The organism is Bradyrhizobium sp. NAS96.2, assembly GCF_001908235.1.
Taxonomy (GTDB): Bacteria; Pseudomonadota; Alphaproteobacteria; order Rhizobiales; family Xanthobacteraceae; genus Bradyrhizobium.
Genome location: NZ_LGHK01000237.1, coordinates 16,015 through 33,056 on the forward strand (window position 1 = coordinate 16,015; position 17,042 = coordinate 33,056).

The 17,042-nt window shown below is 65.7% G+C and carries 16 protein-coding genes and 1 other RNA gene; 7 read left to right on the top strand and 10 right to left on the bottom strand.

The features are described 5' to 3' along the window. Positions 1 to 17: 17 nt before the first annotated feature. From AC628_RS36695 to rsmH, 3 genes are read right to left on the bottom strand one after another with little or no spacing between them, the layout of a single operon-like run. A complete protein-coding gene (locus AC628_RS36695) occupies positions 18 to 1,775 on the bottom strand; it encodes a peptidoglycan D,D-transpeptidase FtsI family protein (RefSeq protein WP_074131546.1) in 1,758 nt (585 codons plus the stop codon). Between the two features lie 11 nt (positions 1,776 to 1,786). Further along, positions 1,787 to 2,236 (bottom strand): cell division protein FtsL, encoded by a 450-nt coding sequence (gene ftsL / locus AC628_RS36700; RefSeq protein ID WP_074131547.1) that lies wholly within the window; start codon positions 2,234 to 2,236, stop codon positions 1,787 to 1,789. Between the two features lie 2 nt (positions 2,237 to 2,238). Then, the gene (rsmH, locus tag AC628_RS36705; protein WP_074131548.1) at positions 2,239 to 3,234 is read right to left on the bottom strand and encodes a 16S rRNA (cytosine(1402)-N(4))-methyltransferase RsmH; all 996 of its coding nucleotides are present in this window, start codon (positions 3,232 to 3,234) and stop codon (positions 2,239 to 2,241) included. 581 nt (positions 3,235 to 3,815) lie between these two features. Here rsmH and AC628_RS36710 point away from each other — a divergent pair. Beyond that, the gene (locus AC628_RS36710) at positions 3,816 to 4,688 is read left to right on the top strand and encodes an N-acetylmuramoyl-L-alanine amidase (protein WP_074131549.1); all 873 of its coding nucleotides are present in this window, start codon (positions 3,816 to 3,818) and stop codon (positions 4,686 to 4,688) included. A gap of 95 nt (positions 4,689 to 4,783) precedes the next feature. Then, positions 4,784 to 5,008, top strand: coding sequence for a hypothetical protein (locus AC628_RS36715; protein WP_074131550.1), 225 nt, complete (start codon positions 4,784 to 4,786; stop codon positions 5,006 to 5,008). 83 nt (positions 5,009 to 5,091) lie between these two features. Here the strand turns inward: AC628_RS36715 and AC628_RS36720 are convergent, their stop codons facing one another. Both AC628_RS36720 and AC628_RS36725 read right to left on the bottom strand, forming a co-directional pair. Continuing rightward, the gene (locus AC628_RS36720; protein WP_074131558.1) at positions 5,092 to 6,327 is read right to left on the bottom strand and encodes an RNA polymerase sigma factor; all 1,236 of its coding nucleotides are present in this window, start codon (positions 6,325 to 6,327) and stop codon (positions 5,092 to 5,094) included. A 67-nt stretch (positions 6,328 to 6,394) separates the two neighbouring features. Then, a complete protein-coding gene (locus AC628_RS36725) occupies positions 6,395 to 6,751 on the bottom strand; it encodes a YciI family protein (protein WP_074131559.1) in 357 nt (118 codons plus the stop codon). A gap of 147 nt (positions 6,752 to 6,898) precedes the next feature. Between AC628_RS36725 and rnpB the strand changes: the two genes are divergently transcribed. After that, positions 6,899 to 7,350: RNase P RNA component class A (gene rnpB / locus AC628_RS36730), an RNA gene on the top strand. Between the two features lie 103 nt (positions 7,351 to 7,453). Next, entirely contained in the window at positions 7,454 to 7,633 is a 180-nt protein-coding gene (locus AC628_RS36735) for a hypothetical protein (RefSeq protein WP_074131551.1), read from the top strand. 20 nt (positions 7,634 to 7,653) lie between these two features. Here the strand turns inward: AC628_RS36735 and AC628_RS36740 are convergent, their stop codons facing one another. After that, positions 7,654 to 8,370, bottom strand: coding sequence for an alpha/beta fold hydrolase (locus tag AC628_RS36740; RefSeq protein ID WP_074131552.1), 717 nt, complete (start codon positions 8,368 to 8,370; stop codon positions 7,654 to 7,656). 108 nt (positions 8,371 to 8,478) lie between these two features. Between AC628_RS36740 and AC628_RS36745 the strand changes: the two genes are divergently transcribed. Continuing rightward, positions 8,479 to 9,222, top strand: coding sequence for a sulfite exporter TauE/SafE family protein (locus AC628_RS36745; RefSeq protein WP_074131553.1), 744 nt, complete (start codon positions 8,479 to 8,481; stop codon positions 9,220 to 9,222). A 45-nt stretch (positions 9,223 to 9,267) separates the two neighbouring features. On the opposite strand, the gene AC628_RS36750 is transcribed toward AC628_RS36745, so the two are convergent. The 3 genes from AC628_RS36750 to AC628_RS36760 all read right to left on the bottom strand — a co-directional run bounded on the left by AC628_RS36750 (position 9,268) and on the right by AC628_RS36760 (position 14,518). Beyond that, positions 9,268 to 11,070 carry an ABC transporter ATP-binding protein gene (locus AC628_RS36750; RefSeq protein WP_074131560.1) on the bottom strand — a complete coding sequence of 601 codons (1,803 nt, stop codon included), beginning with the start codon at positions 11,068 to 11,070 and terminating at the stop codon, positions 9,268 to 9,270. Positions 11,071 to 11,435: 365 nt separating this feature from the next. Continuing rightward, on the bottom strand, positions 11,436 to 13,025 hold the full coding sequence (locus AC628_RS36755) for a DHA2 family efflux MFS transporter permease subunit (protein WP_074131554.1): 1,590 nt from the start codon (positions 13,023 to 13,025) through the stop codon (positions 11,436 to 11,438). Positions 13,026 to 13,240: 215 nt separating this feature from the next. Further along, positions 13,241 to 14,518: an HlyD family secretion protein gene (locus tag AC628_RS36760; protein WP_143202007.1), complete on the bottom strand. Its 1,278-nt coding sequence runs from the start codon at positions 14,516 to 14,518 to the stop codon at positions 13,241 to 13,243. A 242-nt stretch (positions 14,519 to 14,760) separates the two neighbouring features. Between AC628_RS36760 and AC628_RS36765 the strand changes: the two genes are divergently transcribed. After that, positions 14,761 to 15,402, top strand: coding sequence for a TetR/AcrR family transcriptional regulator (locus AC628_RS36765; RefSeq protein WP_074131556.1), 642 nt, complete (start codon positions 14,761 to 14,763; stop codon positions 15,400 to 15,402). A 232-nt stretch (positions 15,403 to 15,634) separates the two neighbouring features. Beyond that, positions 15,635 to 16,477: a GNAT family N-acetyltransferase gene (locus AC628_RS36770; protein ID WP_074131557.1), complete on the top strand. Its 843-nt coding sequence runs from the start codon at positions 15,635 to 15,637 to the stop codon at positions 16,475 to 16,477. Positions 16,478 to 16,517: 40 nt separating this feature from the next. Here the strand turns inward: AC628_RS36770 and AC628_RS36775 are convergent. Beyond that, positions 16,518 to 17,042, bottom strand: a 525-nt coding sequence (locus AC628_RS36775) for an alpha/beta hydrolase (RefSeq protein WP_143202006.1), incomplete at its 5' end; no start/stop codon positions are given.

Below are 17,042 nucleotides of genomic sequence, written 5' to 3' on the forward strand. Positions count from 1 at the left end.
TGCTATGACTATACGCCTTACTGGGTTGTTCTGGATGCCGCAAGAATAAGGCGGTCGGACGGCGGCAGGTCGAAGCGCGGTTCAACGCCCAAAAGCGGCGCAATTCGGGCGATCACGTTGCCGCCGGTCGGCACCGCGTTCCAGCCCGAGGTGATGAAACCATAGGTCTCCTTCAGCGGCTGCGGCTCGTCGAGCATGATCAGCAGCTGGTATTTCGGATTGTCGGCGGGCAGGATCGCGGTGAACGCGTTCAGCACGCGCTTCTTGGCGTAGCGGCCGTTGATGACCTTCTCCGCGGTGCCGGTCTTGCCGCCGATATAGTAGCCCTTGACGTCGGCCTTCTTCGCGGTGCCGACCTCGGCGTTGAGCCGCATCAGATAGCGCATCTTGTCCGAGGTCTCGGGCTTGATGACGCGCTTGGCGAGCGCCATCGCCTCCTGCTCGGTGCGCTTCAGGAAGGTCGGCGGGATCAGGTAGCCGCCATTGACCAGCGCGTCGATGCCCATCACCGCCTGCAGCGGCGCCACCGCGATGCCGTGACCGAACGAGATGGTGACGGTGTTCAGTTCGCCCCACTTCTTCGGCACGATCGGCGAGGCGCTCTCCGGCAGTTCGGTGCGCAGCCGCTCGAGCTGCCCCATCTTGCGCAGGAAGGCCTTGTGCGCGTCGACGCCCATCGCTAGCGCAATGCGGCCGGCGCCGATGTTGGAGGAATAGTAGAACACCTCCTTCATGTTGATCATGCGGCCCAGATTGTGATCGTCATGGATCGCGAACTTGCCGTAATGCAGCGGGCCGCGCGCGTCCCACATCGAGTTGAGGTCGAACCGGCCGCTATCCAGCGCCATCGCCAGCGTGAACGCCTTGAAGGTCGAGCCCATCTCGTAGACGCCGGTGGTCAGGCGGTTGATGCGATCGGGATCGTGCGCCTCCTTCGGATTGTTCGGATCGAAATCCGGCAGCGACACCATCGCCACGATCTCGCCGGTACGCACGTTGGAGACGAGGCCCGAAGCCGCCTTGGCCTTGAACTTCTCCTTCGCCTTGATCAGCTCGTCGCGCAGCGCGTGCTCGACGCGCAGGTCGACCGACAATTCCACCGGCTTCTGCAGCCGGTCGGTGGCGAAGCCCGCGCGATGCAGATCGGCCAGACCATTATTGTCCAGCCACTTCTCCATGCCGGCGATGCCCTGGTTGTCGATATTGACCAGGCCGATCAGGTGGGCAACCTCGTTGCCGGTCGGATAGACGCGCTTGTTCTCGCGCAGGAAGCCGACGCCGGGCAGGCCGAGGCGATGGATGTCCTGCTGCTGCTTCGGCGAGATCTCGCGCTTCAGCCAGACGAAGCCCTTGCGCGATGACAGGCGGTCGCGCACTTCGCTGGTGTCGAGATCGGGCAAGGCCCCGGTCAAGAGCTCGATCGCCTCGTCCTTGTCGATCAGGCGGCGCGGCTCGGCGAACAGGCTCGGCGCCTTGACGTCGGTCGCGAGAATTTCGCCGTTGCGGTCGGTGATGTCGGGCCTTGCGGTTGCGATCGCGTCCTGCGAGGCGGTGCGCCGCGCGCCATGGCTGTCGGCGCCGACGGCGAACAGCACGAGCCGTCCGGCCAGCACGCAGTAGACCGCGGCGAAGGCGAGGATCGCAAGACCGACGCGCGCACGCGCCTTGGCGGCACGGTCGACATTGCTTCCGTACAACAGCGAGCGGATCAGCCGCTGGCGCAGCGGCTCGGCGGATTTTGCTGTCGGTTTGTTGGCGGGCGCCGGATTGGTCATGGCAGGTCCCGTCATTGCTGGTCTCCCCCGCCCTGCCCGGAATCGTCGGACACGGGCTGGTCGGCGGCGGGCTGGTCGGTCGCCGGCCTGTCGATCGATCCCGTCGTGCTGTCGGGCGCGGCGGCGGCCTCGATGGTGTCGATCATCGCGCCGATCGGATCGCGCGAACCGGGCCGCGTGAAGCTCGGCGGCCGCTCCGGCAGGTTCTTCAGGGAATCGTACTGATTGGCGTTGAGCGGCTTCAGCGGCAGATGGCGTTCGGCAAGCCCCTGCAGCCGCAGCGGCGCATCGAGCTTGGCCCATTCGGCGCGCAAGGCGGCGATCGCATTGCGCTGCTCGCGGATCTCGGCATTGAGCTGCAGCACGCGTTCGACGCGCGCGGTCGATTCCATCTTGATGCGGTAGACATAGGACGCCGCGAAGATCAGCATGCCGATGACGAGGAGATGGAGAAGGCGCATCGTCACCCTCCCCGCTTCAGGTCGGACAGCCGCGGCCAGGACGGCAGGTCATCGTCCGCATGCGCGGGCGCGGCGGTGCGTTCGGCCGCGCGCAGTTTTGCGGAACGCGCGCGCGGATTCGTCGCGATCTCCGCATCGGATGGCACAACCGGCCGCTTGGTCAGGATCTGAAAGCTCGGCGCGGCCTGTGCGACCTCGGGCAGATGCCGCGAGCCGGCGGACACCTTGCCGCGTTCGGTGAGGAAATTCTTGACGATGCGGTCTTCTAGCGAATGGAACGAGACCACGGCGAGCCGGCCGCCCGGCTTCAGCACGCGCTCGGCCGCCGCGAGCGCCTGGTGCAGCTCGTCGAGCTCTTCATTGACGAAGATGCGCAGCGCCTGAAACGTCCGCGTCGCCGGATGGATCTCGTTCGGCTTGGCGCGCACGACTTTCGCGACGATGTCGGCAAGCGCCTCGGTCGTCGTGATCGGCGCCTCCTTGCGCGCGGCGACGATCGCGCGCGCAACGCCGCGCGAATGGCGCTCCTCGCCGAAGATGTAGATGATGTCGGCGAGCTGCTTTTCGGTCGCGGTGGCGACCACATCCGCCGCGGTCGGGCCGCTCTGGGCCATCCGCATGTCGAGCGGGCCGCTCAGGCGGAAGGAGAATCCGCGCTCGGCCTGGTCGAGCTGCATCGAGGAGACGCCGACATCCATCACGACGCCGTCGACCGCATCCACGCCCTGCGCGGCGCAGGCCTCGGCGAGTTCAGAGAAGCGATCCTCGACCAGCGTCAGCCGGCCGCCCGCGCCGTCGACCAGATCGAAACCGCCTGTGATCGCAGTGCGGTCGCGGTCAATGCCGATCACGCGGGTATCGGCGACGTCGAGAATCATGCGGCTATAGCCGCCAGCGCCGAAGGTCGCGTCGACATAGATGCCGCCGGCGCGCGGTTCGAGATAGGCGACCGCCTCGCGGCCCAGCACTGAAATGTGACGCGGCGCACGCTCGCTCATGCGCGGTCCCCGGACAGGGCCGCGTAACTGGCATGCAAGCTGGTTGCGCGCCGATCCATTGCGTCTCGAATCCTCGCGGGAGCCCTTTCCGTTCCGATCGGATCGGAACGGGGCTCCAGATTCTTGTCTTGACGCGTTTTCTTCACGCGAACCGGTATCCACTTCGCTCGAAAACGCTCTTGCCCGACCGTTCCGGCGAAAAAGCCGCCGCGTGATGCCAGCGCCAACTCCCGTCCTCGGCCGCAAATCCTGATATCCGACCGGAATTGGGAGGGTTTCCATGGGATTTCGCGCAAACAGCGGGGCTCAGCGTCCTCAGGCCGTCCCCCGAAACCGGTTCGGCACTTCACCTCTCAGTAACGGCACTTAACGTTAAGAAAACGTTGATGATCGGTTAGCGGAATCGCGCGAGTTTGATCCGCATTCGAGTGATGCCCTCGGCGCCCGCTCCGGTCATAATGCGCGGCCCTGGAGCCCGAGAGGCCGATTGCGCGGCCCTGCACGGTAAAGGAATAGTAAACGCCTATTTGTTTATCCATATGTCAAAATGCGTACTCCTGGTTTGGGTTTGAGTGATTCGTATGGCTTCTGGTTCGTCCTCGTCCGGCAACGCTGATCCGAAGCGTCAGCGCGTCCTTCCTGTTCCGAAGGGCGTGGCCGACGTGAAGACGTTCACGCCGGATTCCTCGATCGCCTCCGACGTCATCCCGTCGGTGAATTTCGGCGACCGCGCGGGCGACCGGCAGCCCGACATGATCGTGCTGCACTACACCGGCATGCCCGATGTCGAGGGCGCGATCGCCCAGCTCTGCACCGCCGGCACCGAGGTCTCGGCGCACTACATCGTGCTCGAGGACGGCCGCATCGTGCAATGCGTGCCGGAGAGCAAGCGCGCCTGGCACGCCGGCGTCTCCGCCTGGGCCGGCGAGGACGACATCAATTCCTGCTCGATCGGCGTCGAGATCGTCAATCGCGGTCACGATTGGGGCTATCCCGACTTCCCGCTGCGCCAGATCGCGGCCGTCATCGCGCTGTGCCGCGGCATCATGCTTCGCCGCAAGGTGGTCTCGCATCGCGTGCTCGGCCATTCCGACGTCGCGCCGGGGCGCAAGAAGGATCCCGGCGAGAAATTCCCGTGGCACTCGCTGGCCAATTCCGGCGTCGGGCACTGGGTGCAGCCGGCGCCGGTCGTGCGCGGCGACGCGCTGCAGCTCGGTGCGATCAGCGATGCCGTCTCCAATATGCAGGCCGCGTTCCGCCGCTACGGCTACAACATTCCGACCAACGGCAAGTTCGACGGCCCGACCATGGAAGTCGTCACCGCCTTCCAGCGCCACTTCCGCCCCGAGCGCGTCGACGGGATCGCCGACCGCTCAACCATGGCGACGCTGTACGCGCTGCTCGAGAGCCTGCCGCCGGATGCGGCGACGGCGGTTGTGGCGAAGGCCAAGTAGCCCCGCTTTTTTCCCGCCAAATGCGCGTGCGCAAATGGAACTTTTGACCACGTGCCGCCTTTTTTAGCTGGGGCGGTCTGAGTGGAGATTCGTCCATGTTCAAAGCACTCATCGCGGGAGCTGCCGCTATCGGCCTCATTGTCGCTCCGGCAGCCGCAGGCGCCATGTCGACCCAGGGCAAAACCACGTCGACCATGCACAAGACCCACAAGGTCCATCATGCGCAGAAGAAGATGGCACCGGGCACCACCACCGGCATGTCGAGCGGAACGACGACCGGACAATCGACCGGCGGCGCCAAGGCGAAGACCGGATATTGAGCACGGCCAACGCCGCACGGCACGCTGACGATCTTTGATGTGAGAAACGTGCCGTCGCAGGCCACGCACGGGATGAGGTGACGTCACCCCATCTCGGCGATGCGGCGTGCGTAGAGCCGCCGCAGTGGCTCGAGTTGCGTCGCGGCGGTTGCGGCGAGATAGGCCTGTCGTGCTTCGTCCTTGCGGCCGAGGCGGCGCAGCAGATCGGCGCGCACCGCGGGCAACTGGTCGTATCCCCTGAGGGTGCCGCGCGCATCCAGCGCATCGATCAGATCGAGTGCGCGCGCCGGTCCGTCGACCATCGACACCGCGGCCGCGTGATTGAGCTCGATCACCGGCGACGGGCTGATGCGCAGCAACACTTCATAAAGACCGGCGATCTGCGGCCAGTCGGTATCCTCATAGCTCGGCGCCCGCGCATGCAGCGCGGCGATCGCGGCCTGCACGGCGTAGGATTGCGGCCGGCCCGGCATCTGCAGCGCCTCCTCGACCAGCTTCACACCTTCGGCGATCTGCTCGACATCCCACAGCGAACGGTCCTGCTCCTCGAGCAGCACGATGTCGCCGCCGGCGGTCTGGCGGCCGGCGCGGCGCGCGTCGTGCAGCAGCATCAGCGCCAAGAGGCCCTTGATCTCGCCGCGTGCCGGAATCAGCCCATCGAGCAGCCGCGCCAGCCGGATCGCCTCGCGCGCAAGATCGGGCCGCATCAAATCCTCGCCGGCGGTCGCCGCATAGCCTTCGGTGAAGACGAGATAGATCACCGCGAGCACGCCGGTGAGGCGCGGCTCCAGCGCCTCGCGCTCCGGCACCTCATAGGGAATGCCGGCGAGCTTGATCTTCTGCTTGGCGCGCAAGAGGCGCTGCGCCATCGCGTCCTCGCTCGCCAGGAAGGCGCGCGCGACCTCTGCCGTCGTCAGCCCGCAGACCGTGCGCAGGGTCAGCGCAACCTGCACCTCGGCGGCAAAGGACGGATGGCAGCAGGTGAAGATCAGCCGCAGCATGTCGTCGTCGAGCGTCGCATCGGCAGGCTCGGACGGCGCCTCCGCATCCAGCAACAATTGATGCGTCAGCTCCTGCTGCTTGCCGCGAAACGCAACCGCGCGGCGGACGCGGTCGATCGCCTTGTTGCGCCCGACATTGACCAGCCAGGCGCGCGGATTGGCGGGGAATTCACCGATCGGCCAGCGTTGCAGCGCGATCGCAAACGCATCCTGAAGCGCATCCTCGGCCAGATCGAAATCGCCGACGAGGCGGATCAGCGTCGCGAGCGCCCGGCCCGCCTCGTCGCGAAACACTTTTTCGATCTGGCTCGGGGTCATGGCGATCGATCGCGTTTGCGGCTGCGCAACCGGCGCAGCCGCTGGGTCCATCAGGTTGACGGCGCCATCACGGATTATCGTAGATCATGACCGGCCTGACTTCGATCGAGCCGGTCTTGGCGCCGGGAATCCGCGCCGCAAGGCCGAGCGCGGTGTCGAGATCCTTGGCCTCGACCAGATAGTAGCCGCCGAGTTGCTCTCGGGTTTCCGCGAACGGCCCATCGGTGGTCAGCGTCTTGCCGTCGCGGACCCGCACGGTGGTCGCCGTCGACACCGGCTGCAGCCCGTCGCCAGCCTTGAAGTGCCCGCTCTGGATGATCGACTGGGTGTAGGCTCCGTACTCCGCCGTCACCGCCTTACGTTCGTCGGCATTCATGCGGCCATATTCCGCGTCGCTCCGGTAGATCAGCAACAGGTACTGCATCTCATCTCTCCTCTTGATCGGCTGGATCGCCGACACCCAGTCGAACGGGCGGCAGGCGGGACGACATCTTCAGGATAAATTATTTTGGCGGCCTTGGCGGGGCTAATCCGCTTGACGGGACCGCCCGAAACGCCCATGCCATGGGCGTCAGTCGGCCGGACGGCCGCTCCCGCTGGTGCCGAAAGGCCGCGGGAGAGGAAAGTCCGGGCTCCATCGACATGCGGTGCCGGATAACGTCCGGCGGGGGCGACCCCAGGGAAAGTGCCACAGAGAACGAACCGCTTGCCCCCACCCTACCCTCCCCCGCTTGCGGGGGAGGGAAAGGGTGGGGGCGAGTAAGGGTGAAAAGGTGCGGTAAGAGCGCACCGCGTTTCCGGCAACGGAGACGGCATGGCAAACCACACCGGGAGCAAAACCGAATAGGGACGGCAACGCGGTTAGTTCGCGCATGCGCGATAACACCGCAGGGCGATGTCAGGCCCGCTGTCCGGGTAGGTTGCTCGAGGCAAGGTGCAAACCTTGTCCCAGAGGAATGGCCGTCGCGTACCATTCGCGAGAATGGTGCCCTACAGAACCCGGCTTACAGGCCGGCTGATATTTTGGTCCATGAGGGGCTCGGCGCAGCACGCCGGGCCCCTCGCCATATCGGACACCACGAATGCATCCCATTTGCTAGGATGCCCGCGTCGCGGAGGATCGCAGATGGACCTTCAGAAGATCATGGCGAAGGCACGAGACATCGCCAGGAGCACCGGCACGATCACCACCGAGCAACTCAACGGCTTGTGCCCGAACAGCATGGAGTCCGATGACGTCGCGGCTCTCTTTACGGCTCTGCGCGCCGAAGGCATTCGGCTCAAGGACGACGACGCAGAAAAATAAGAGCCCGCGATTGCCGGACGTTACGCTACGATCTCCTGCAACGTCGCCATCAGCGCCTCGGGCGCGGTGACGTTCGGCGAATGGCTGGCATCGATCTCGAAGTAACGCCAGCCGGGTTCACTCTTCGTGCGTTTTGCAAACTGGCCGAACGTGTCGGCCTGCGTGGCGCGGGTGGCGTAGATGTAGCTGCGCGGCAGGCTGGTCTCGCCGTGTTGCAGCCTCAGCTTCTGCTCGAAGCATTTGATCGGCATGTCGACGCGGCGCGCGGTCAGCCATTCGAGGTCTGCCGGAGATGTGTCCGGCGGCGTCGGCATCGGCGGAATACGCCAGCCGTCGCCATCGCTCACGAGCTCACGCATGGTCTCGATGGCCGACTCGTTGAGATCGAACAGCGACTGGCCGTCGCGCGGCACGAAGGCGTCGATATAGATCAGCTGCGCGATGCGTTCGCGCACCCGGTCGGCGACGCCGGTCGCGACCATGCCGCCGTAGGAATGGCCGACCAGCACGATGTCGCGCAGATCCTCATAGGAAATGACGTTGAGCATGTCCTGGATATGCGCTTCGAGGTCGAGCCCCTGATGCGCGAGGTGCGCGCGCTCGCCGAGCCCGGTGTAGCTCGGCGTCACGAGCCGGTGCCCGGCGGCCTGCATCAGGGGATGCATCTTCTTCCACGCCCATCCTGCCGACCAGGCGCCGTGACAGACCAGAAAGGTTTTCGACGAACCAGCACTCATGAGGATGCTTCCATTCCGATTATCGTTGATGAGCCGCGATTTTGAAGTGTACCCACAGCCATCGTCGTGTAAACGTCGCGGCAACGATCAAGAACAACGAGATGAGGAATGAACCCGGCGAGCTACGCCATCCTGTTCTTCGGCGCGCTTGCCGGCGGTTTCGTCTCCGGCCTCGCCGGCTTCGGCACCGCGCTGATGGCGCTCGGCATCTGGCTCTATGTGCTGCCGCCGACGCTCGCGGTGCCGCTGGTGCTGGTCTGCTCCGTCATCGCACAGGTTTCGACGCTGCCGTCGATCTGGAAGACGATCGATTTCCGCCTGGTCTGGCCATTCGTCATCTGCGGCCTCCTGGGCGTGCCGATCGGCATCCTGCTGATCGCGCGGGCCGACCCCGCAGTCTTCAAGTTGACGGTCGGCGTTTTCCTGCTGGTGTTTCCGACCCTGCTGTTCCTGCAACGCAAGCCGATGTCGATCGCCTTCGGCGGCAAATGGGCTGACGGTGCGATCGGATTTGCCGGCGGCATTCTCGGCGGCCTCGCCGGACTGTCCGGCCCGTTGCCGATCCTGTGGGCGAGCGTGCGCGGCTGGGGCAAGCAGCAGCGCCGCGGCGTGTTCCAGATCTTCAACTTCACAATTCTGGCGGCCGCGCTCCTGGTCCAGATCGCAAGCGGCCTGGTTAAACCCGAGCTGATCTGGCTCGTGGCTTGCGCGTTTCCGGGAACGCTGCTCGGCGCCTGGCTCGGCGCCCGGCTCTATCACGCGCTCAGCGACCGCAATTTCTCCGACGTCGTGCTGGCGCTGCTGTTCTTGTCCGGCGTGGCGCTGGTGTGGAATGGGCTGGCGCCGAAATAGCTGACGTGGCTGGCGGACACCGCCCGTCAGCCACGCGCCATCGCTCTACTCCGCCGCCGCGACCTCGCCGAACTCGGTGGCCTGCCGCTCGAACAGGCCGCGGTAGATGCCGCCGGGACGCGCGGCAAGCACCTCGTGCGTGCCCTGCTCGACGATCTCGCCACGATCGAACACCAGGATGCGATCCATGCTGCGCACGGTCGACAGCCGGTGCGCGATCACGATCGAGGTGCGGCCCTTCATCAGCCGCTCCATCGCCTGCTGGATCAGCGCCTCGGATTCCGAATCCAGGCTCGAGGTCGCCTCGTCCAGGATCAGGATCGGCGCATCCGCCAGGAAGGCGCGCGCCAGCGCCACGCGCTGCCGTTCGCCGCCCGACAGCTTGACGCCGCGCTCGCCCACCAGCGTGCCGTAATCCTTCGGCAGCCGCATGATGAAGTCGTGCGCATTGGCAAGCCGCGCCGCCTGCTCGATCGCCGCCATGCTGGCGCCGGGCCGGCCATAGGCGATGTTCTCCGCCAGCGTGCGGTGAAACAGGATCGGCTCCTGCTGCACGATCGCGATCTGGCTGCGCAGCGATTGCTGCGTCGCCTTGGCGATATCCTGACCGTCGATCAGGATCTTGCCACCGGAGACATCGTAGAGCCGCTGCACCAGCTTGACGAAGGTCGTCTTGCCGGAGCCGGAGCGCCCGACGAGGCCGACGCGCTCGCCGGCATCGATGTCGACCGACAGGGCGTCATACAGCGGCCGGCGATGGCCGCCATAGTGGAACGTGACCTCGTCGAACACGATGCGGCCGCCCTGGATATCGATCGTCCTGGCATCATCGGCATCGATGATGCCGAGCGGCTCGCCATGGATCTGCACCAGCTCCTCCATGTCGTTCACCGAACGCTGCAGGTTGTTGATGTGCATGCCGACATCCCGCAGGTACGCGTGGATGATGTAGTAGCTGGTCAGCACATAGGTGACGTCGCCCGGCGTGGCTGCGCCCTGCGCCCACAGCAGGATCGCGCCGCCGACCACCGAGGCGCGGAAGCACAACAGCACCAGCAACTGCGCCGTCGAGGTGCGGTTGTAGCGGAGCCAGGTCCGCCGCACCCGCCGGCCCCAGCGGCTGATGACGCCGTCGAGCCGCATGTCCTCGCGCGTTTCCGCACCGAACGACTTCACCACCGCGTTGCAGGTCAAGGCGTCCGCCAGCGTGCCGCCGACCTTGGTGTCCCACGCATTGGAGACGCGCGCGGCCGGCGCGACGTAGCGCACCTGGAACACCATGGTCATCACGACATAGATCACCGAGCCGACGGCAATCACCGCGCCGAGCTGCGGCCAGTGCAGCCCGAGCAGGATCATCGAGCCGACCAGCACGACGAGCGACGGCAACAGCGCCATCAGGATGGTGTCGTTCAACAAATCGAGCGCCCACATCCCGCGCGTGATCTTGCGCACGGTGGAGCCGGCGAACGAATTAGCGTGCCAGTCGGTCGAGAACCGCTGCACGCGCATGAAGGCCTGCTGCCCGATATCGGACATCATCTTCAGCGTGAACGGCACGATGGTCTCGATACCGATCAGCCGCAGCAGCACCGACAGCGCGCCGAGGCCGACGATGGCGCCAAACGCCAGCATCGCCGCGTGGCGCGCGACGGCGTCAGTGGCGCCCGCGGTCAGCGCGTCGACCAGATGGCCTGAAAATACCGGCATGAACAGGTCGGCCGCGGTGGCGCCGAGGAAGCCCGCCGTTACGATGGACGCGCGGAACGGCTGTTCCAGCCAGTGGCGAAACACGAAGGGAAGCACGATCCGGATCGCGGCCGGACGCTTGGTCCTTAGAGAGCTCATGGCACATCCCGGCCACGCATACGCTGCGCCGGCCGGCTCCATCTGAGGCAACGCGCGGACGGAATCCGGCCGCAGACGTCGCTGAAAACAATCGGTAAGGTGTTGGGAAGTTTGGATGATCGGGCATCAAGCCCGATCATCGCCGGGACCTAATGCGCGAGAGCGCCCAGCAGAATCGAACGCGGGCGCACGGTCTGCGAAACAAACGACATCATGTGCATCTCCCCGGTTCGTGAAAGGATGGCGCTGCTTATAAATGCATCACGCGCGATTGGCAAGATGACATCAGCGTGAGTGCGTCAATGTGTCGATCATGCAACGCTATTCACGCGAACGGGTGCACGCCGCGCGAATAGCCGATGCGCTCAATGCGCGTCGCCGCCGCCTGCGGTCATCGACGGCGGCTTGTTGACGAACAGCACGAGGAGGCTGAGGCCGACATAGAACAGCGACAGCATGAAGAAGGCGTCGCCGTAGCTCATCACCTGCGCCTGACGATGCACGATCTGCGAGAGCTGCTTCATCGCCATGGTCGTGGCATCGCCCATGCCCTGCAGGCGCTGGGCGAAATTGTTGAGGGTCTCGACCGCGGTCGCATTGCCCCAGGTCACGCGATCCTGCAGCCGCGAGATGTGCAGATCGGTGCGGTCGTTGAGCGCTTCGTTGATCAAGGCAAGCCCGACCGCGCCGCCGAGATTGCGCATCAGGTTGAACAGGCCGGAGGCGTTCTTGACGCGGTCCTGCGGCAGCGTCGCAAGTGCGATGTTATTGGTCGGCACCATCGCGCACATCATGCCGATCCCGCGCAGGATCTGCGGCACCAAGAGCTCGTAGAAATCGTACTCGCGCGTGATCCAGGTCATCTGCCAGGAGCCGAGCGCGAAGGTGACGAGGCCGAAGGCGATGATGTAGCGCAGATCGACCTTCTGCATCAGCCGGCCGACCACCGGCGCCATGAAGAACATCGTCATGCCGGAGATGAACATGGTCTCGCCGATCATCAGCGCGCTGTAGCCGCGGATCTCGGCGAGATAGCGCGGATAGACGTAGGTCAGGCCGTAGAGCCCGATGCCGATGCAGAACTGCAGCACGCAGCCGACCGCGAAGTTGCGGTTGGAGAAGGCATAGAGATCGACGATCGGCTCCTCCGCGGTCAGCACCCGCCAGAAGAAGGCGACCGCCGAGACGAAGCCGATCGCGGCGCAGACCGCCACCGAAGTGTCCTGCAGCCACTCATATTGCGGGCCTTCCTCGAGCACATATTCGAGCGAGCCGAGGAAGCCGCCCATGAAGATCAGGCCCCACCAATCGAACCGATCGAGCAGCGCGAAGTTCGGCTGGTCGAAATCGATCAGCCACAGCACGCCGACGGTGATGATGACGCCGGGCACGATGTTGATGAAGAACAGCCAGTGCCACGACATCAGATCGGTGATGTAGCCGCCGACCGTCGGCCCGACCGTCGGCGCCAGCGTCGCCACGAGGCCGATGATCGGCGCCACGATGTAGAACTTGGAGCGCGGGAAGATGGTGTAGGCCGAGGCGAACACCGTCGGGATCATGCCGGCGCCGAGGAAGCCCTGCAGCGCGCGCCACAGGATCATCTGCTCGATCGAGGAGGCGAAGCCGCACAAGAGGCTGGACGCCGTGAAGCCGAACGCCGAGATCGCAAACAACAGCCGTGTGCCGAGCGCGCGCGACAGGAATCCCGACAAGGGAATCGCGATCACCTCGGCAATCAAATAGGCGGTCTGCACCCACGATACTTCCGTCGACGACGCTGACAGTCCGGCCTGGATCTCGGTCAGCGAGGCCGAGACGATCTGGATGTCCAGGATCGACATGAACATCCCGAACACCATGATGATGAAGGCGACCACCCGCTTGGGCTGGAGCCGCTCGGACTCCGAAGCGCCGGTCATCATCGAGGGCGAAGCAGTGGTCGCGTCGGCCATGGGCTCACCTCGCGTTCAAGCGATCCACGAACTGCGGTCCACCTCTCCCGCTTGCGGGGGAGGTCGACGCGCGAAGCGCGGCGGGTGGGGGCTCTCTCCACTCGGGGAGCGCCACTCGTGGAAACACCCCCACCCCAACCCTCCCCCGCAAGCGGGAGAGGGAGCGCATTTGCGCTCGAGGCAAGAGTGAGCTGAATCTCATGTTAACAGAGGCATCACTGCGGATGGATCATCATCGGCGAGTCGAGGTCGGTATCGGCGTCGGCATCGGCCGCGCCTTCGCGGGTATCGACCGTGGTGTAGACCGACATGCCGGCGCGCAGCAGGCCCTGCCTGGCGACGCTGTTCGGCACGCGGATGCGGACCGGCAGGCGCTGCACGATCTTGGTGAAATTGCCGGTGGCGTTGTCGGGCGGCAGCAGCGTGAACACCGAGCCCGCCGCCGGCGAAATGCTGTCGACGATGCCGGTGAACTTGCGGAAGCCGTAGGCGTCGACCTTGATCGTCACCCGCTGCCCGGTGCGGATGCGCTTGAGCTGGGTCTCTTTGTAGTTGGCGTCGATGAAGACGCCGTCGAGCGGCACCACGTTGCCGAGCCGCTGGCCGACATTGATGTAATCGCCGGTGTTGACCAGGCGATTGGAGAAGGTGCCGTCGACCGGCGCGCGCACCTGGGTGAAATCGAGATCGCGCTCGGCCTTGGCGAGCTGGGTCTGCAATTCGGCGAGCTGGGCGCGGGCCTCGGCCTGCTGCGCCTTGGTCACCTCGACATTGTCCTTGGCGGCATCATAGGCCGCCTGCGCCGAGCGCACCGCCGCCGCACCCTGGTCGCGGCCGGCTTCGGACACTTCGAAGGTGGCACGCGAGGCAAAGCCCTTGGTGCTCAGCGCCTGCTGGCGATCGTAATCGAGATCGGCGCGCTTCAGGCCGGCCTGCGCGGAGACGAGCTGCGCCTGCGCCTGCTCGACCGAGCTGACCGCGGCCGCAACCTGGCGGCCGATCCGCTCGATGGTCGCCTGCTGCGTCCCGATCCTGGTGCGGGCGGCGTCGACCGCAATGCGATAATCGCCGTCATCGATCCGGAAGATCACTTCGCCCGCGCGCACCAGCGCGTTGTCGCCGGGCAGGATCGCCGCGATATGGCCGGCGACGCGCGCGCCGAGCATGGTGTTGTTGGCGCGGACATAGGCGTCGTCGGTCGAGACATAGAAGCGCCCGACCATCAGGTAATAGGCGGCATAGCTTGCGGCCGCGATCGCGAGCAGGCCGACAATGCCCATCAACACAAATCTGCGCTTGCCGGATTTCGGCGCAGCGACAGCGGGCGAAGCCGCCGGCTGCTCGGGCGCAGAAGCGGGCGGCGCTTCGGCGGGGCGCTTGTCGACCGGCGCCTTGACTTCGGGACCCTTGACTTCAAGCCCCTTGGCTTCGTCGCCCCTTGCCTGCTCGCCGAGATCGGCCGATGCGTCGCGCGCCGTCGCGTCCCCGGGCATCTCCGGCTCGGAACGAACAATGCGTGCAGCCTGATCCCGTGCTGCGGCCATAGCCGAGGCTCCCCACCAAAAATCTTGACGCCCGCTTTGGCGGAATAAGGGCCGTGCGGCGCATCGTCACTCCCTCCAATACCATTGACCGAACGGTTCGGTCAATCTATATTCCCGCCGCATGAATTATAATGGTTCGATTCTCCCATTGGCTCATTCTGGGTTGAGTTCTTTCGCGAGAAGCTAAATCAATGGTTGCAGCCCCCCGAACCTCCCTCCAGGCCGTCGGCGAGGAGGAATCCTCGAAACGCCGCCAGATCCTGGACGGCGCCCGCAAGGTGTTCCTGGAACTCGGCTTCGACGGCGCCAGCATGGGCGAGATCGCCCGCGCCGCCGCCGTCTCCAAGGGCACGCTCTACGTGTATTTCCCCGACAAGGCCGGGCTGTTCGCGGCCATCGTCGAGGAGGAGAAGCTCGAGCAGGGCAAGGTCGCCTTCAATTTCGACCCGGCGCGCGACGTCGACACCACCCTCCCCGAATTCGGCCGCGCCTATATCGCGCTGCTGTGCCGGCCCGGCGGCGGCTCGGCGATCCGCACCGTGATGGCGATCGCCGAGCGGATGCCCGAGCTCGGCAGCCGGTTCTACACTCACGTGATCGCCCACACCGTCGACCGCTTCGCCGCCTATCTGGAGGCGCGCGCCGCGCTCGGTGAACTCGTGATGGACGACACCCAGCTCGCGGCCTGGCAGTTCATGCAGATGTGCCAGGCGACGCTGTTCCAGGCATTCATCTTCCAGGCCAATCCCTCGCCCTCGCCGGAGCGGATCGCAACCGTCGTCGACAGCGCGACGCGCGTGTTCTTCGCGGCGTACCGGCCGAAGGTCGGGTGAGATCGGCGCTCCTTCGCGGACCACCGCACTCTTGGTCCCGTCATGCTGAGGTGCTCGCGTAGCGAGCCTCGAAGCATACGCGGCCCGGCTGGTGGCCGTCGTGCTTCGAGACGGCCGCTGCGCGGCCTCCTCAGCATGACGGACGACGGATTCCTCAGTCTGCCACCGGGGTCTTGTTCTTGCTCCGTTGATATGCACGATCGATAACTCCGGCGCGACGAGACTATTGGCCATGAGCGAGTTTATCATCCGCACGATGCGCCCCGACGAGATCGCACTCGCGGTCGACTGGGCAGCGGCAGAGGGCTGGAATCCCGGACTCGCCGATGCGCCCTGCTTCGCCGCCGAGGACCCGCAGGGATTCTTCATCGGCGAGCTCGAGGGCCGGCCCGCAGCGGTGATCTCCTGCGTCAATTACGGCGCGCAGTTTTCCTTCCTCGGCTTCTACATCGTGCGCCCGGATCTGCGCGGCCGCGGCTACGGTCTGAAGATCTGGAATGCGGCCATCGCGCATGCGCGCCCGCGCGTGATCGGGCTCGATGGCGTGGTGGCGCAACAGGCGAACTACCGGAAGTCCGGCTTCGCGCTCGCTTACGCCAATGTGCGTTATGGCGGCACGGTCACAGCGCCTCCGGCATCGAACGGACGCATCGTCGCACTGACCGACGTGCCGATGGCGCTGGTCGAGGCCGATGACGCCACGGTGTTTCCGGCTCCCCGCCCGGCGTTCCTGCGCGCCTGGATCAACACGCCACGGCATATCGGACGCGCGCTGCTGCGCGACGGCAGGCTGGCCGGCTGGGGCGTGATCCGTCCGTGCCGCACCGGCCGCAAGATTGGTCCGCTCGTTGCCGATGACCGCGCGAGCGCAGAGATCATCCTCTCGGCATTGCTGGCGAGCGCAGGCGGCGGCGACATCTTCCTCGATGTCCCCGCGGTCAACCGCGACGCCATCGCGCTGGCGCAAGGCCTCGGACTTTCACCGGTGTTCGAGACCGCGCGGATGTACACCGGCGTGATCGCGCCATTGCGGATCGATCGCGTGTTCGGCGTCACGACGTTCGAACTCGGCTAGCGCTGCGGTTTGAGCGAACCGCAGCGCTGTCCCTTCCGCGCTAGTTCGCGGCCGCGTTGACCTTCGGCGCGGCGACGTTGTCCTGCTCCAGCTCCTCGGGCAATCCGGCGAAGCGCCTGAGCGCCTTCGCCATCTTCACGCGGCCGCTAACGCCGGTGATGATGACGTCGACCATCACAAACGACGAGTGGAAGTGACCTTGCGCCTTGAGTTGCTCGACCTTGACGCCGGCCTTGATCAGCGCGTCGCCATAGGCAATGCCCTCGTCGCGAAGCGGATCGAACTCGCTGGTCGCGATGAATGCCGGCGGCAGGCCATCGAGCTTGCCGCGCAGCGGCGCGACGCGCGGATCGGTGCGGTCGGCCGGCGAGCAGTACAGGTCCCAGAACCAGAACATCAGCCCGCGGGTGAGGAAGTAGCCGGCCGCGTTGTCGACATAGGATGGCCGGTCGAAGGTCGAGTCGGTGACCGGGCAGATCAGGAGCTGGCCTGCGATCTCCGGGCCGCCGCGATCGCGCGCCAGCTGGCAGGTGACGGCCGCGATGTTGCCGCCGGCGCTCCAGCC

What these genes read in the sequence shown, in the direction of transcription:
- AC628_RS36695 (WP_074131546.1), bottom strand. Translation starts at nt 1,775, where the DNA reads ATGACCAATCCGGCGCCCGCCAACAAACCGACAGCAAAATCCGCCGAG.
- ftsL (WP_074131547.1), bottom strand. Translation starts at nt 2,236, where the DNA reads ATGCGCCTTCTCCATCTCCTCGTCATCGGCATGCTGATCTTCGCGGCG.
- rsmH (WP_074131548.1), bottom strand. Translation starts at nt 3,234, where the DNA reads ATGAGCGAGCGTGCGCCGCGTCACATTTCAGTGCTGGGCCGCGAGGCG.
- AC628_RS36710 (WP_074131549.1), top strand. Translation starts at nt 3,816, where the DNA reads ATGGCTTCTGGTTCGTCCTCGTCCGGCAACGCTGATCCGAAGCGTCAG.
- AC628_RS36715 (WP_074131550.1), top strand. Translation starts at nt 4,784, where the DNA reads ATGTTCAAAGCACTCATCGCGGGAGCTGCCGCTATCGGCCTCATTGTC.
- AC628_RS36720 (WP_074131558.1), bottom strand. Translation starts at nt 6,327, where the DNA reads ATGACCCCGAGCCAGATCGAAAAAGTGTTTCGCGACGAGGCGGGCCGG.
- AC628_RS36725 (WP_074131559.1), bottom strand. Translation starts at nt 6,751, where the DNA reads ATGCAGTACCTGTTGCTGATCTACCGGAGCGACGCGGAATATGGCCGC.
- AC628_RS36735 (WP_074131551.1), top strand. Translation starts at nt 7,454, where the DNA reads ATGGACCTTCAGAAGATCATGGCGAAGGCACGAGACATCGCCAGGAGC.
- AC628_RS36740 (WP_074131552.1), bottom strand. Translation starts at nt 8,370, where the DNA reads ATGAGTGCTGGTTCGTCGAAAACCTTTCTGGTCTGTCACGGCGCCTGG.
- AC628_RS36745 (WP_074131553.1), top strand. Translation starts at nt 8,479, where the DNA reads ATGAACCCGGCGAGCTACGCCATCCTGTTCTTCGGCGCGCTTGCCGGC.
- AC628_RS36750 (WP_074131560.1), bottom strand. Translation starts at nt 11,070, where the DNA reads ATGAGCTCTCTAAGGACCAAGCGTCCGGCCGCGATCCGGATCGTGCTT.
- AC628_RS36755 (WP_074131554.1), bottom strand. Translation starts at nt 13,025, where the DNA reads ATGGCCGACGCGACCACTGCTTCGCCCTCGATGATGACCGGCGCTTCG.
- AC628_RS36760 (WP_143202007.1), bottom strand. Translation starts at nt 14,518, where the DNA reads ATGCCCGGGGACGCGACGGCGCGCGACGCATCGGCCGATCTCGGCGAG.
- AC628_RS36765 (WP_074131556.1), top strand. Translation starts at nt 14,761, where the DNA reads ATGGTTGCAGCCCCCCGAACCTCCCTCCAGGCCGTCGGCGAGGAGGAA.
- AC628_RS36770 (WP_074131557.1), top strand. Translation starts at nt 15,635, where the DNA reads ATGAGCGAGTTTATCATCCGCACGATGCGCCCCGACGAGATCGCACTC.